This window comes from Paracoccus caeni (genome assembly GCF_016629665.1).
Classification (GTDB): Bacteria; Pseudomonadota; Alphaproteobacteria; order Rhodobacterales; family Rhodobacteraceae; genus Paracoccus; species Paracoccus caeni.
Genome location: NZ_JAEPRQ010000002.1, coordinates 480,617 through 494,123, shown reverse-complemented (window position 1 = coordinate 494,123; position 13,507 = coordinate 480,617). Strand labels below are relative to the sequence as shown.

Annotated in this window: 13 protein-coding genes and 1 riboswitch; of the genes, 4 read left to right on the top strand and 9 right to left on the bottom strand. The window is 62.8% G+C overall.

The window, feature by feature from the left end:
* Window positions 1–22: 22 nt before the first annotated feature.
* From JJJ17_RS09045 to JJJ17_RS09020, 6 genes are all read right to left on the bottom strand, one after another.
* Window positions 23–763, bottom strand: a complete 741-nt coding sequence (locus JJJ17_RS09045) for an ABC transporter ATP-binding protein (RefSeq protein WP_200685805.1) — start codon at window positions 761–763, stop codon at window positions 23–25.
* Entirely contained in the window at window positions 760–1,746 is a 987-nt protein-coding gene (locus tag JJJ17_RS09040; protein ID WP_200685600.1) for a FecCD family ABC transporter permease, read from the bottom strand. Before JJJ17_RS09040 ends, JJJ17_RS09045 begins: the two co-directional genes overlap by 4 nt.
* Window positions 1,743–2,570, bottom strand: coding sequence for an ABC transporter substrate-binding protein (locus JJJ17_RS09035; protein WP_325168791.1), 828 nt, complete (start codon window positions 2,568–2,570; stop codon window positions 1,743–1,745). The genes JJJ17_RS09040 and JJJ17_RS09035 overlap by 4 nt, the downstream gene beginning before the upstream one ends.
* Window positions 2,571–2,718: 148 nt before the next feature.
* Entirely contained in the window at window positions 2,719–4,566 is a 1,848-nt protein-coding gene (locus JJJ17_RS09030) for a TonB-dependent receptor plug domain-containing protein (protein ID WP_200685598.1), read from the bottom strand.
* A gap of 131 nt (window positions 4,567–4,697) precedes the next feature.
* Window positions 4,698–4,889, bottom strand: a riboswitch (cobalamin riboswitch).
* A gap of 130 nt (window positions 4,890–5,019) precedes the next feature.
* Window positions 5,020–5,697 (bottom strand): NAD-dependent deacylase, encoded by a 678-nt coding sequence (locus JJJ17_RS09025; protein WP_200685597.1) that lies wholly within the window; start codon window positions 5,695–5,697, stop codon window positions 5,020–5,022.
* Window positions 5,698–5,709: 12 nt separating this feature from the next.
* On the bottom strand, window positions 5,710–6,012 hold the full coding sequence (locus JJJ17_RS09020; protein ID WP_200685596.1) for a hypothetical protein: 303 nt from the start codon (window positions 6,010–6,012) through the stop codon (window positions 5,710–5,712).
* A 359-nt stretch (window positions 6,013–6,371) separates the two neighbouring features.
* Between JJJ17_RS09020 and JJJ17_RS09015 the strand changes: the two genes are divergently transcribed.
* From JJJ17_RS09015 to JJJ17_RS09000, 4 genes are read left to right on the top strand one after another with little or no spacing between them, the layout of a single operon-like run.
* On the top strand, window positions 6,372–7,064 hold the full coding sequence (locus JJJ17_RS09015) for an HAD family hydrolase (RefSeq protein WP_200685595.1): 693 nt from the start codon (window positions 6,372–6,374) through the stop codon (window positions 7,062–7,064).
* Entirely contained in the window at window positions 7,061–8,011 is a 951-nt protein-coding gene (locus JJJ17_RS09010) for a DMT family transporter (protein ID WP_200685594.1), read from the top strand. Before JJJ17_RS09015 ends, JJJ17_RS09010 begins: the two co-directional genes overlap by 4 nt.
* Window positions 8,012–8,061: 50 nt before the next feature.
* A complete protein-coding gene (lepA, locus tag JJJ17_RS09005; RefSeq protein ID WP_200685593.1) occupies window positions 8,062–9,861 on the top strand; it encodes a translation elongation factor 4 in 1,800 nt (599 codons plus the stop codon).
* A complete protein-coding gene (locus JJJ17_RS09000) occupies window positions 9,854–10,747 on the top strand; it encodes a toll/interleukin-1 receptor domain-containing protein (RefSeq protein WP_200685591.1) in 894 nt (297 codons plus the stop codon). The genes lepA and JJJ17_RS09000 overlap by 8 nt, the downstream gene beginning before the upstream one ends.
* 76 nt (window positions 10,748–10,823) lie before the next feature.
* Here the strand turns inward: JJJ17_RS09000 and JJJ17_RS08995 are convergent, their stop codons facing one another.
* The 3 genes from JJJ17_RS08995 to JJJ17_RS08985 are packed head-to-tail and all read right to left on the bottom strand — an operon-like array spanning window position 10,824 to window position 13,464.
* Complete coding sequence (locus JJJ17_RS08995) at window positions 10,824–11,303, bottom strand: REP-associated tyrosine transposase (RefSeq protein WP_200685589.1); 480 nt, start codon at window positions 11,301–11,303, stop codon at window positions 10,824–10,826.
* A 52-nt stretch (window positions 11,304–11,355) separates the two neighbouring features.
* Window positions 11,356–12,387, bottom strand: a complete 1,032-nt coding sequence (locus JJJ17_RS08990) for a quaternary amine ABC transporter ATP-binding protein (RefSeq protein WP_200685587.1) — start codon at window positions 12,385–12,387, stop codon at window positions 11,356–11,358.
* Between the two features lie 12 nt (window positions 12,388–12,399).
* The gene (locus tag JJJ17_RS08985; protein ID WP_200685585.1) at window positions 12,400–13,464 is read right to left on the bottom strand and encodes an ABC transporter permease; all 1,065 of its coding nucleotides are present in this window, start codon (window positions 13,462–13,464) and stop codon (window positions 12,400–12,402) included.
* Window positions 13,465–13,507: the final 43 nt, after the last annotated feature.

The window sequence follows — 13,507 nt, the reverse complement described above, 5'->3', positions numbered from 1 at the left end:
TTTCCTCCGTGACGGCTAACGGCTAGATTAGCAGGATCGCCACGCCCTCTGCGGTCTGGACACGCTCTACCCGGATGCCGAATGCCTCTTGCAGCAGCGCATCGGTCAGCACTTCGTCGGGCGGGCCATCCGCCAGCACCTGGCCCTTTGCCAGCAGCACCAGCCTTGTGCAGAACCGCGCCGCCAGCCCCAGATCGTGGATCGAGGCCATGATCCCGCGCCCCTCGGATGCCAGCGTCCGGAAGAGCCGCATCGACGCCAGTTGCTGCGCCGGATCAAGTCCCGCCGCCGGTTCGTCCGCCAACAGAAGCGGCGTATCCTGCGCCAAGGCACGGGCGATCAGGGCGCGGTTCTGTTCACCCCCGGACAATCGCAGAGCAGTGCGTTTGCGGAAATCCTCAAGTCCCATGCGGGTGATGGCGGCCTCGATCGCGGTGCGGTCGGCGGCGCTGCGGCCGCTGCCGGGCCAGGGGATGCGGCCGAGGGCGATCAGATCCTCGACGCTGACCGGCCAGGCGACTTCGCGTGATTGCGGCAGATAGGCGACGGTGCGGGCGCGGCTGCCTGCATCCATCGCGGCCAGCGAGGATTGGCCGGTGAAGGGCAAAAGGCCAAGCGCGGCCTCCATCAGCGTCGATTTACCCGCGCCGTTGGGGCCGATCAGGCCGACGAATTCGCCCGGTGACAGGGACAGGCTGACATCGTGCAGCACCGCGCGTTTGCGGCGGGTGACGCTGAGATGGGCAAGGGTCATCTGCATCAGACGCGACCCCCGCTGCGGGTTTTCCAGATCAGGTGCAGGAACAGGGGCGCGCCGACGATGGCGGTCAGGACGCCCAGCTTCAGATCACGCTCGGGCAGGATCAGCCGGACGGCGATATCGGCGGCCAGCAGCAGCACCGCCCCGCCAAGCGCCGAGGCGGGCAGCAAGACCGAGGGGCGCGCGCCGACGAAGGGCCGCAGCACATGCGGCACGACCAGCCCGACAAAGCCGATGGCACCTGCCACCGCCGTCGCCGGGCCGACGATCAGCGCCACCCCCGCGACAAGCCGCCAGCGCAGACCGCCGGCACTGACGCCCATCGATCCGGCGGCGCTTTCGCCAAGGGTCAGCGCATCCAGCCCCCGCCGCGTGGTCCAGACCAGCACCGCGCCAAGCGCCATCGGCGGAACTGCCAGCGCCACATGCAGGATCGAGCGGTCGGCCAGCGACCCCATCAGCCAGAACACGATCTCATTCGCCGCATAAGGATTGGGCGAGAGGTTCAGGACCAGCGTGACCCCGGCCCCGGCCAGCGCCGAGATCGCCACGCCCGCAAGGATCAGCGTCACCGAGCCGCCTCGCGGCCCGGCCAGCGCCATCAGCAGTCCCACCCCGATTGCCGCGCCGGTGAGGGCCGCCAGCGGTAGGGCAAGGGGGGCCGTCACCGACAGGCCGGTCTGGATCGCGATGACCGCGCCAAGGGCAGCCATGCCGGAGACGCCGATCAGGCCGGGCTCGGCCAAGGGATTGCGGAGATAGCCTTGCAGCGCCGCGCCGGTCAGGCCCAGTCCGGCCCCGATGGCAAGGCCAAGAATGGCGCGAGGCAGGCGGATTTCCTGCATGACGATGGGCACCGGCCCGTCGCCGCCAAGGATCAGCGCCTTCAGCCCGGCCAGCCCGTCGATCCCCGCCGGTCCGGTCAGGATCGAGGCCAGAACCAGCGCGGCTGTCAGCAGAATCAGAAGGGTAAAAAGGGGCTTCATTCCAACGATCTTATGGCATTCAGCACGGCCGGAGTCCCGCAGACCCAATCGGCATCGGTGACTTCGCTTTTCTCGGGGCTCAGCATGGCCAGTGCCGGATGGTCAAGGATTGCCTCGCTGCGCGACTGACCCGGCCATTTCGCGCCGGTGATCAGCCGGTCGGGACGGGACATGACCAGCAATTCCAGCGGCAGCGGGCTGGTGAAGCGGATGCCGTAATCGTCGGCGATGTTCCTGAACCCCGCCGCCGTGACAATGGTGCCTGCCAGCGTATCGCCCCCCGAAGTGAAGCTGTTGGCATAATAAAGCGCCGCGCGCCCGCGATCCCTATGTTCGGTGGCGGCCTTTAGGTCCGTGTCGAAGCGCGCCAGCAGATCGGCGGCTTCGGCCTCGCGGTCCAGAAGCGTGCCGATATGGGTGATCTGGTCGCGGATGGCGGGGATGCTTTCGGCTGGGGGCAGTACCTCGACCCGGACGCCAAGGCGGCGCAGCATGGCGACGGTCGGGCCGGTGCTGTATTCGCCCGCCAGAACCAGATCGGGGCGGAGAAGATAGATTTCCTCGGCGCGGGCGTGGTTGGCGGGATAGGCGAGGGCCTCCTCGGCCATGGCCGACATTTCTGGGTTCTGGGCCAGCGCAGTGACCGAGACGAGTTGCCCCGGAGCGGCCAGTAGCATCGCAAGTTGATCGGTGCAGAGGTTGATCGAAACGACCCGCTGAGGCGCGGCTTGAGCAGGGGCGGCGAGTATGGTTGCTGCGGTGATGCAGGAAGCGAAGACTTGGACGATTTTCCGGATAGGGTCGAGGTGCCAGCCCGAATTCACGCTGCCCGTCCGCGGACGGGCACTGCGCTTAGCTGTGATTTGCAAACTCGAAGATGAAAAATGCGCGCGAAACAATATGGCGAACGCACTGTAGAGCGCCCATCCGTCAGACGGGCGCTGCCCTTCGCGCTCGGGCGCGTATGGTGCCTCAGAACGAGGCACGAACGCCCACATAGACCGCGCGGTCCGAGGTGCCGTAGCTGTCAACCAACTGATATTGCTCATCGAAGATATTTTCGAGCCGCAGATAAGCCTCGGCATTCTCGCGGACCGGATGGGTCAGCAATAGATCGACCGTGGTGAAATCCTTCATATCATCCGGGCGTTTGGCGACATGGCGCAGGTTCAGATGCGCCTTGGTGCCGAAGGAAAATTCTGCTTCGATACCCAGATTGAGCAGATGGACCGGAACCTTGGCCCATTCGGACGCCACATCATTATCCGTATAAGTATAAGCGCCGGTCAGGGCATAGCCCGGCGCGAAGGCGTAACGGCCGTCAAGTTCGACCCCTTTGCGGCGGGCGGTGCCATCGACCTGATTGTAGCCGTCATCGGCCCACTCTGGCGTGTCGCGGTCATCCCAACCGATCAGGTTCTCGGCCTTCAGCCAGAAGGCGGTGGCGCGCAGATAGCTGTCTTCGCCCCAACGCTTTTCGATGCCGATCTCGACCGACTCGCTTTCTTCGCGCTCCAGCGTCGGATCGCCGTAGGGGCCGTAAAGTTCGTAAAGCGACGGCGCACGGAAGCCGTTGCCGATCGAGCCGCGCAGCAGCAGGTCATCCTGCAGGCGATAGACGCCCGCCAGACGGCCAGAGGTGAAATGGCCGAAACGCGAATGATCGTCACGGCGCAACGAGACAGCCAGATCGGCGCGCTCGCCCAAGGGCGAGGTCACTTCGGCGAACACGCCGTTCATCCTTGTGTCGCCATTGCCGGCGGAATTGCCCGAGGCGCTTTCCTTTTCGGTATCCGCGCCAAAGACGAAGCGGCCGCCGGTCGCGCCCAGATCGGTTGCGCCCTGATAGGCCAGAGTTGTGCGAGAGCCGACAAATTCCGACCCCCAGCCATCCGACCAACTGGTCCGGTTCTGATGATAGCGCGTGGCCGACAATTCGTGATCGACCGCGCCGGTCTGGAACTGGACGAAACCGCGCAGGCCAAAGCTTTTGCGGTCTGTATAATCATCGCCCGGCGAGCCCGCCGCATCGCCCATCCAATCGTCGAAATGGCCGGTGCTGTTCTCGCGGAAGCCATTCACCCCGAAGGTGACGCCGTTCTGCAGGCTATGCGACGCATAAAAGCTCAACCGGGTCGCCTTGTAGCCATCTTCCTCGAAATTGCCGTCATTCTCGTCCTTGGCCGAGAAGCCGTCGGTGCGGACACGGGTGGCCGAAAAGGCCAGATCGGTATCCCCCTGCCGGAAGGTGATGCCATAGCTGCCAAGCAACGTATTGTAGCTGCCAGATTCCAGGGTGAAATGATGGCGAATGCCGTCTTCCGTCGGGCGCAGCGATTGCAGGCTCAGCACGCCCGAAATCGCGCGCGAGCCGTAAAGCGCCGATTGCGCCCCCCGCAGCAGTTCGACCCGCGAAATATCAGCCCCGATCAGCCCGCCGATATCATAGGCAGGCTGGCCTGCGGCGACGTCGCTGACATCGATGCCGTCGATCTGAACCGGCAGGTAATGGGTGGGCGCGCCGCGCACGCGAAGCGCGCCGGTGGTGCCCAGCGGGCCGCTTTGGTTCAGCCAGACGCCCGGCAGGCGAGAGATGCTGCTTGAGATCGGCTCGGCCGCGCGGCCATCCAGATCCTCGGCGTCGAGGACCGAGACGGAACTGCCGGAACGGTCGCGTTCGGTTTCTTCGCGGTTGGCGCTCAGCGTGATGGTCTGCAGCAGCACCGGCTGATCGGTGATCTCTTGCGCCGACAATGGCAAAGCGGGGATCAGGGACAGGGCGGCGCTGGTGGTCAATACGGCGCGGATGCTGCGGCGCATGGGGCGTTCCTTCGGGTGACCCGGACCGGAGCCATGCCGGGCGGGCGGGATGACATCTGTTCCGCAGGGCTGCGGAACGGCACATATCACCACGACGGAGCGTCCGCTTTGCACATGCGCCCCGCATGCACTCAGGGTGATTGCCTTGGCAGGTCTCCTGACTTCGCGGGTCATCGCTTGGCCGGGCCTTCCCGCCCGCAACATGCAGGCAGTGGCATCATCCGGCCTCGCTCGCCGCTGACAGTTGCGGGGGCAGTCGCGGAATCGCACCGCGTTCCCTTTTCACCGGGCAAAAACCCGGAACCGAGGCATATCGGGATTAACCAATTCGTGAGGACAGGGGAAGAAAATTCAGGGGTGTTGCGACCAAAGGTGGTGGCTGTGTTGCGCGCTTGCCTTGACGTCACGCCGGATCAGGCGGAATGCATGGTGGCAGCGTGGTATTCAGGTGCCTCAGCCCAGCGAGGCGACCCATTCCGGCACGGTCTGGCTGGCCGGTCCCAGAATGCGGCGGTCGAAGTCGTGGGCATTGGCGCTGGCGTCTAGGTTCAGCTCGATACATTCCGCGCCGGACCGCGCCGCGTGCTGCACGAAACCGGCCGCCGGATAGACATTGCCCGAGGTGCCGATGGCCGCGAAAATCTCGGCTTGTTCCAGCGCCTCCCAGATCTGCTCCATGAAATAGGGCATCTCGCCGAACCAGACGATATCGGGCCGGGTCGCCTGTTTGCCGCAGAAGGGGCAGGGGTCGGTGACGTTCATCACCATCGGCGCATCCCAACGCTGCCCGCAGGCGGCACACAAAGCCCGGACCAGCGAGCCATGCATGTGGATCACCTGCGCGCTGCCGCCGCGTTCGTGCAGGTCGTCCACGTTCTGCGTCACCAAGGTCAGATCGTGCTCTCGCGCCAGCCAGGCCAGCGCCTCATGCGCCGGATTTGGCTTGGCCGCTGCCGCCTTGGCGCGGCGCTCGTTATAAAAGCGCTGGACCAGTTCGGGATCGCGGGCGAAGCCTTCAGGCGTCGCCACATCCTCGATATGGTGATTTTCCCACAGCCCGTCGCTGGCGCGAAACGTCGCCAGCCCGCTTTCCGCCGAAATCCCGGCGCCGGTCAGAACGGTGATGCGCAAGGCCCTGTCGCCTTAGCGGCAATAGGCCTCGGCCCGCTCGGCAAAGGCCTTGTAGCGCGTCCAGAAGGCATTGTCGGCATTGCTTTTCGACATGCGGACCTCCTGCGCCTCGTGCGGGTTGCGGAAGAAGTTGGCCGCGCGCCGCTGATCCGAACGCGACAGGCTTTGGTTCGCGACCTGCTGGATGCAGCCGCAAAGCGGTGCATTGCCGCGCGCCCGGTCAGAGCGCACACAGGCGCTGTCGATCGGACCCGCCATAGCCAGCGGCGCTGTCATCACGATGGCAGCCGCCGCAATCAGAATGCGGTTGAACATGGAACTGTCTCCTCGGTTTCCTGGTCCTCGTGGCGAGAGGCCGGTTTGAATCCGGTCTTTAATTTCCCGCTCAGGTCACAAGATATAGCAGAAATGTCATCACCGCTCAATCTGTAGCGGGAAACCGGATCGTCTGGTCAAGCTGCCTGACCTGTCAATATCTTGTGCCGTGATCAGGCACCTGTCGGCCCACAGCGCGCCCGGATCGCGACACGCGAATCGCCACGCCCGATGTTCTGTGATGGGCCGTGACTGAGAGGGGCAGGGGCAGGCCGAAGGCGCCACCGATTTGACAAGTTCGTATGGGCATGGTCTCGCTTTCAGCGGGGGCAATCCATCGGCAGCGCAGAGGGGCCAGCATGATTAACGCCATCGGGCTGGATGCCGATGACACGCTGTGGGAGAACGAGACTTTCTTCCGCGTGACCGAGGCAGAATTTGCCGCGCTTCTGGCCGAACATACCGACGCGCCGATCAGCGACCGGCTGTATGATATCGAGCGCAAGAACCTTGCCCGCTATGGCTTTGGCATCAAGGGCTTCATCCTGTCGATGGTGCAGACCGCGCTGGAAGTGACCGATCAGCGCATCGATCCCCGCGCCATTGCCCGTATTCTGGAACTCGGTCAGGAGATGCTGGCCCATCCCGTCGATCTGCTGGCAGGCGTCCCCGAGGCGCTTGACGCGCTGGAGGGTCGTCGCCTGATCCTGATCACCAAGGGCGACCTGATCGATCAGGAACGCAAGGTGGCCGCCTCCGGTCTGGCGGAGCGGTTCGAGGCGGTCGAAATCCTTGCCGACAAGACGCCCGAAGCCTATTCGCGCGTCCTTTACCGACACGGCATCGCGCCGGGCGATTTCCTGATGGCGGGCAATTCGATGAAAAGCGATGTGCTGCCGGTGCTGGAACTGGGCGGGCATGGCGTCTTCATCCCGCATGAACTGACATGGGCGGTGGAAAAGACCGACGCGCCGGATCATCCGAAGCTGCGCCAGATCGGCTCGATCTCGGAATTGCCGGGGCTGGTTGCGGAACTGGACGAACGGCCATGACACCGAATGCCCGCGCCGCCGGGTTGATGACCCTGTCGATGGCGCTGTTCGCGGTCGAGGACGCCTTTCTGAAGCAGATGACCACGCTGATGCCGGTCGCACAATTGCTGGCGATGCTGGGGCTGTTGGGGCTGGCGATCTTCTGGACGCGGCTGGCATGGCAGGGAAAGCGGCTGTGGTCGCCCGCCCTGCGTCATCCGCTGGTCGTCACCCGAAATCTGGGTGAGGTGGCGGGCAGCGTCTGTTTCGTCACCGCTTTGGCTGTGGGCGAACTGGCCTCGGCAGCGGCGATCCTGCAGGCGCTGCCGCTGATGATCGTGCTGGGCGCGGCGTTGTTTCTGGGCGAGACGGTCGGCTGGCGGCGGTGGCTGTCGGTGGGGGTGGGCTTTGTCGGCGTGCTGATGATCCTGCGACCCGGTACCGATGCATTCCAGCCCGCAGCACTTTGGGCGCTGGCCAGCGTCGTCGCGCTGACCGCGCGCGATCTGGCGACGCGTCGGATCGCGGCGGAAATTCCCTCGGATCAGTTGTCGGCTTCGGCCTATGGGGCGATGGTGCCGGTCTCGCTGATCTTGCTGGCGGTGATGCCGGGAGGGCCGGTGATGCCGACGCCCGCCGGGATCGGCATGATCCTTGGCGCGGCGATCTTTGGCGCTGCGGGCTATGCCGCGCTTGTCGCCTCGACCCGGCAGGGCGAGGCATCGGTCATCGCGCCCTTCCGCTATACCCGGCTTGGCTTTGCCCTGATCGTCGCCGCGCTGGTCTTTGGCGAACGCCCCGACGCCATGACGCTTGCCGGTGCCGGGCTGATCGCGCTGGCCGGCGGCTATGCCATGTGGCGCGAGGCGACCCGCCGCCGCCGCACCCCGTGCAGCCTTGCCAAGACCCCCGCTGACAGCGCCGTCGACAGCCCCATCGACAGCGTCGTGAAACCCGGCGAAAGCTGATCCAGCGAAACCCTCTTCCCGCGCCCCTTCAGCCCCTGTATAGCCCCGCCATGACCGAGCTTGACCTGATCCGCAATTTCTCCATCGTGGCGCATATCGACCACGGTAAATCCACGCTGGCCGACCGGCTGATCCAGATGACGGGGACTGTCGCCGAACGCGACATGAAGGCCCAGATGCTGGACAGCATGGATATCGAGCGAGAGCGGGGTATCACCATCAAGGCCAATACCGTGCGGATCAGCTATCCGGCTGAGGACGGTCGCACCTATGTGCTGAACCTGATCGATACGCCTGGCCATGTGGACTTCGCCTATGAGGTCAGCCGGTCAATGCGCGCGGTCGAAGGCTCGCTTCTGGTCGTGGACGCGACGCAGGGGGTCGAGGCGCAGACGCTGGCCAATGTCTATCAGGCGATCGACGCCGATCACGACATCGTCCCGGTGCTGAACAAGATCGACCTTCCGGCGGCAGAGCCCGACCGGGTGAAGGCGCAGATCGAGGATGTCATCGGCATCGACGCATCGGACGCGATCCCGATCTCGGCCAAGACCGGCATCGGCATTCCCGACGTGCTGGAGGCGATTGTCCAGCGCCTGCCCGCGCCGACCGGCAACCGCGATGCGGCGTTGAAGGCGATGCTGGTCGATAGCTGGTATGATTCCTATCTGGGCGTCGTGGTGATGATCCGCGTCATGGACGGGGTGATCCGCAAGGGCGATCAGGTCAAGATGATGCAGACCGGTGCCACCTATCGGCTGGACAAGCTGGCGGTGCTGACGCCTGCGATGAAGGATATCGATCAGCTTGGACCGGGCGAGATCGGCGTTTTCACCGCCTCGATCAAACAGGTCCGCGACACGCGTGTGGGTGACACTGTCACCCATGAACGCAAACCCGCCGACAAGCCGCTGCCCGGCTTCAAACCCGCGCAGCCGGTGGTGTTCTGCGGCCTCTTCCCGGTCGATGCCAACGATTTCGAGGCGTTGCGCGACGCCATCGAGAAACTTGCCCTGAACGATGCGAGCTTCAGCTATGAGATGGAAACCTCGGCCGCGCTTGGCTTTGGCTTCCGCTGCGGCTTCCTTGGGCTGTTGCACCTCGAGGTGATCCGCGACCGTCTGGAGCGCGAATACGATCTGGACCTGATCACCACCGCCCCGTCGGTGGTTTTCAAGCTGCATATGCGGGACGGAGAGATCCGCGACCTGCACAACCCCGCCGACATGCCCGATCTGACCCATGTGGACCATATCGAGGAACCGCGGATCAAGGCGACGATCATGGTGCCCGATGAATATCTGGGCGACGTGCTGAAGCTTTGCCAGGACCGCCGCGGCATCCAGTTGGACCTGACCTATGCGGGCTCGCGCGCGATGGTCGTCTATGACCTGCCGCTGGCCGAGGTGGTTTTCGACTTCTACGACCGCCTGAAATCGGTGACCAAGGGCTATGCGTCCTTCGATTACCAGATCAGCGAATACCGCGAGGATTTTCTGGTCAAGATGTCGATCCTTGTGAATGACGAGCCGGTGGACGCCCTGTCGATCATGGTCCACCGCGACCGCGCCGAGGCGCGTGGCCGGGTGATGGTCGAAAAGCTGAAAGAGCTGATCCCCCGGCACATGTTCAAAATCCCGATCCAGGCCGCCATCGGCGCCCGAGTCATCGCCCGTGAAACCCTGTCCGCCATGCGCAAGGACGTGACCGCCAAGTGCTATGGCGGCGACGCGACGCGGAAGAAAAAGCTGCTGGAGAAGCAGAAGGCTGGTAAGAAGAAGATGCGCCAGTTCGGGAAGGTGGAGATCCCGCAGACGGCGTTTATTCAGGCGTTGAAGATGGATGGGTGAGGAACTCAATAGTTGGAAATTCGAGGTCGTGGAGAGCAGCTGTGTCGCCGTCACGGCTGGCCCATTCGCGGGCAGAATTGGTTTCAACGATGATGATGAATGGATTGGTCGAGATTGGCTGCTAAAATACGGTAGCTACGCAGCTTTTTCAGACTACGATGCAGTTTTGTGGCACGAAGCATTGGCACATGATGACGACTATCTTCCTCTTGAGAATGAGCGTGAAATAGGAACTGCTTGCGCATACGTATATTTTGGTGATCCAGTTATCACCAAAGGGTATTTTATTATACCGCATTCTCACCTCCGTAAGGCAATGATGAGTGATTTATTTAGTAGATATCACGTCATAATGGAGCAACTGGGAGGGCGGAAATATGGAATAAAGAAGATATCCAGTCAGCATAGCCTAGATATTCTAAACGAATATGCATTTATTGTTAATGAGCTTTTGGAAAGAGAGATCTCGCGGATGACTAGCCCAAGGGCGGGGACCAAAGTCTTTTTGTGCCATGCCAGCGAGGACAAGGAAATTGTAAGGCGTATATATCGAGATCTAATCAGTTTCGAACTGTCGCCATGGATGGACGAGTTTGAAATAAAAATAGGTGAGTCGATAGTCGATAAAATAAATGAGGCGGCCACCGTTTCGGATTTTGCAATATTCTTTATATCAGAAGCATCTTTAGGAAAGGCGTGGGTAAAGAAGGAATGGAATGCGTTCTTGGCCCGTTCACTGTCAGGCAATGGGCCAAAAATAATACCCGCCCGATTAGATAATGCGGAAATTCCGGCTATAATAGCAGATATCCGGTACGCCGATTTTCGGGAATCCTACATCGAGCCGCTCAATGAAATTATTCGCGCCTTACCACAGCAAACGTAGCAAGAGTAGGGTGCGTGCTCCGCACGCACCATTCCACCTCGCGACCACAACCAACGGTGCGTGCAGAGCACGCACCCTACGTTACGATCCCTGCGGACTTGTCGCGGTGATATGAGGAGAAGGGCCAATCCTCGGGGCGCTCGACATAGCCGTGTTTCACAGGATTGAACCAACAATATCGCATATGCGCCGCGAAATCATTTTCATCGCGGATGTGATGCTCCCAAAACCTCCGCTGCCAAACCCCACGCTCGCCTCGCAGGACGTGGCTCTCGCGTAGCTTTCCCATCGGCACGCTTCGCGAGAACCTTGCCTTGATCAACCGCCACCGCGTCGAATAATCGCAATCCCCCTCGGGCAGTCGCCAGATGCAATGCAGATGATCCGGCAACACCACCCATGCCTCGATCCCGAAAGGCCGCTCGGCCCGCGTCACCTCGACCGCGCGGCGCAGCGTCGCGACATGATCGACCAGCAACCGCCCGCCGCGATCCGCAAGCGCGACGGTGAAGAAGATCGGAACCCCGGAATAACGAAGGCGAAGATAGCGCGACATGCGCCATCTTCGCCCGAAGCTGGTTAAGAAACCGTATGCGGCGACGGCACTTCTAGCCCGGATGCCGCGGCACCAGCGCACGCATCAGCGTGGACATGTCCAGCACGCCGACCGGCTTGCCCTCGGCCATGACCCGATAGCGGCGGTCCATCGCCCCGCCCGATACGGCGATGACGCTTTCCAGATTGTCGGTATCGCTGATCTCGCCCGAAACCTCGCCCTCTGCCGGACCCTCTTGCATGACCGAGCGGACCCGCAGCACCCGGGCGCGGTTGATGTCGCGCACGAAGTCCTCGATGTAAGGGTCCGAGGGGTTCAGCAGGATGTCCTGCGGCTCGCCCTGCTGGACCACGGCGCCGTCCTTCAGGATGACCAGATGGTCGGCCAGCTTCAGCGCCTCGTCCAGATCGTGGGTGATGAAGACGATGGTCTTGTGAAGCTCGTTCTGCAATTCGATCAGCAGATCCTGCATGTCGGTGCGGATCAGCGGATCAAGTGCCGAGAACGCCTCGTCCATCAGCATGATCCCCGAATTCGAGGTCAGCGCCCGGGCGATGCCCACCCGCTGTTGCATGCCGCCCGACAATTGGTGCGGATATTGCCGGCCCTGACCGCCAAGGCCCACACGCTCCAGCCAGCGGCGGGCCTCGACCTCGTAATCGGCGCGTTTGACGCCCTGCGTCGCCAGTGCCATCCCGGCATTGTCCAGAACCGTGCGATGCGGCAGCAGGCCGAATTTCTGGAACACCATCGACATGGTCTTGCGGCGCAACTCGCGCAGCTTGGTCTCACCGAAGGTCAGGATATTCTCGCCATCGACCAGAACTTCGCCCGAGGTCGGCTCGATCAGCCGGTTCAGGTGCCGGATCAGGGTGGATTTCCCCGAACCGGACAGGCCCATGACCACGGTGATCTCGCCCTCTTTCATGTCCACGTTGATGTCGCGCAGGCCAAGGACGTGGCGGCGGGTCTTCAGAAGCTCGGTCTTGGACATGCCGCCAAGCACATCGGCCAAAGCGGATCTGGGATTGTCGCCGAAAATCTTGTACAGATTGCGGATCGAAATCTTGAGTTTGTCGCTCATCGCAATCCCTCCTCAGTGCCGCGAAGACTGGCTGACATCGATGCGCGCCAGCGATGCCTTGGTGACACGGTCCAGCACGATGGCCAGCAGCACGATGCCGAAACCCGCAATCAGGCCGACGCCCAGTTCGAGGTTGCGAATACCGCGCAGCACCAGCACGCCCAGACCGGGGGCCGAGACCAGCGAGGCGATGACGACCATCGCAAGGCTCATCATGATGGTCTGGTTGACGCCCGCCATGATGTTCGGCAGCGCCAGCGGGATCTGCACCCCGAAAAGCTTCTGGCGGCTGGTCATGCCAAAGGCATTGGCGGCCTCGATCACGTCGCGATCGACCAGACGGATGCCCAGATCGGTCAGCCTGACCACCGGCACGATCGCGTAAAGGATGATGGCGATGCCGTAGAGCTTTGGCTCCGTCACCGAGAAGAGGAAGATCAGCGGGATCAGATAGACGAAGGCTGGCAGCGTTTGCAGCATGTCGAGGATCGGCGTCACGATCCGTTGCAGCCGGTCACTGCGCGACATGGCGATGCCAAGCGGCACCCCGAACAGCACGCAGATGAAGGCACAGACAAAGATGATCGCCAGCGTCTGCATGGCGGCGGTATAGTGGTCAACCACGGTCAGGAAGCCCAGCGAGGCTGCGACCAGCAGAACCACGCTCCACGACCGGGCGACGAACCACGTCACCAACAGCAGGATCGGCAGCATAATGAACCACGGCGTCGCGGTCATCAGCCACAGCATTTCCCGCAGCATCCAGCTCAGCGGTTGGGTCAGCGGGTCCAGCACGATCCGAAGCGCGTCGCGCGCCGACAGGAAGGCGCGTTCCAGACCGATGGTCAGATCGCGGGTCTGCGGGATCGCCTGACAGGCATCGTGAAAATTGTTCAGCGAAGGCAGCGGCAAATCCCAGAAAGAGCCGCCGCTGCCGCCCCCACCCGAGGCCCCACCGGCACCACTGCGCGCCTGCGCCATCAGATCGGCCATCGACATCGGGCCATCGCCGCCCGCGCCGCCGTCGCACCATTCCCTCAGGCCCAGAGCGTCAAAAAACTTGGCATAGCTCGCCATCTTCCCTCCGTGGATCGCGCCACTTGAATGTTTGGTAAGGAAG

Bases quoted from the DNA above. Each gene is read 5' to 3' on its own strand.
- JJJ17_RS09010 (WP_200685594.1), top strand. From the start codon at position 7,061: ATGACACCGAATGCCCGCGCCGCCGGGTTGATGACCCTGTCGATGGCG.
- JJJ17_RS09030 (WP_200685598.1), bottom strand. From the start codon at position 4,566: ATGCGCCGCAGCATCCGCGCCGTATTGACCACCAGCGCCGCCCTGTCC.
- JJJ17_RS09015 (WP_200685595.1), top strand. From the start codon at position 6,372: ATGATTAACGCCATCGGGCTGGATGCCGATGACACGCTGTGGGAGAAC.
- JJJ17_RS09040 (WP_200685600.1), bottom strand. From the start codon at position 1,746: ATGAAGCCCCTTTTTACCCTTCTGATTCTGCTGACAGCCGCGCTGGTT.
- JJJ17_RS08995 (WP_200685589.1), bottom strand. From the start codon at position 11,303: ATGTCGCGCTATCTTCGCCTTCGTTATTCCGGGGTTCCGATCTTCTTC.
- lepA (WP_200685593.1), top strand. From the start codon at position 8,062: ATGACCGAGCTTGACCTGATCCGCAATTTCTCCATCGTGGCGCATATC.
- JJJ17_RS08985 (WP_200685585.1), bottom strand. From the start codon at position 13,464: ATGGCGAGCTATGCCAAGTTTTTTGACGCTCTGGGCCTGAGGGAATGG.
- JJJ17_RS09000 (WP_200685591.1), top strand. From the start codon at position 9,854: ATGGGTGAGGAACTCAATAGTTGGAAATTCGAGGTCGTGGAGAGCAGC.
- JJJ17_RS08990 (WP_200685587.1), bottom strand. From the start codon at position 12,387: ATGAGCGACAAACTCAAGATTTCGATCCGCAATCTGTACAAGATTTTC.
- JJJ17_RS09020 (WP_200685596.1), bottom strand. From the start codon at position 6,012: ATGTTCAACCGCATTCTGATTGCGGCGGCTGCCATCGTGATGACAGCG.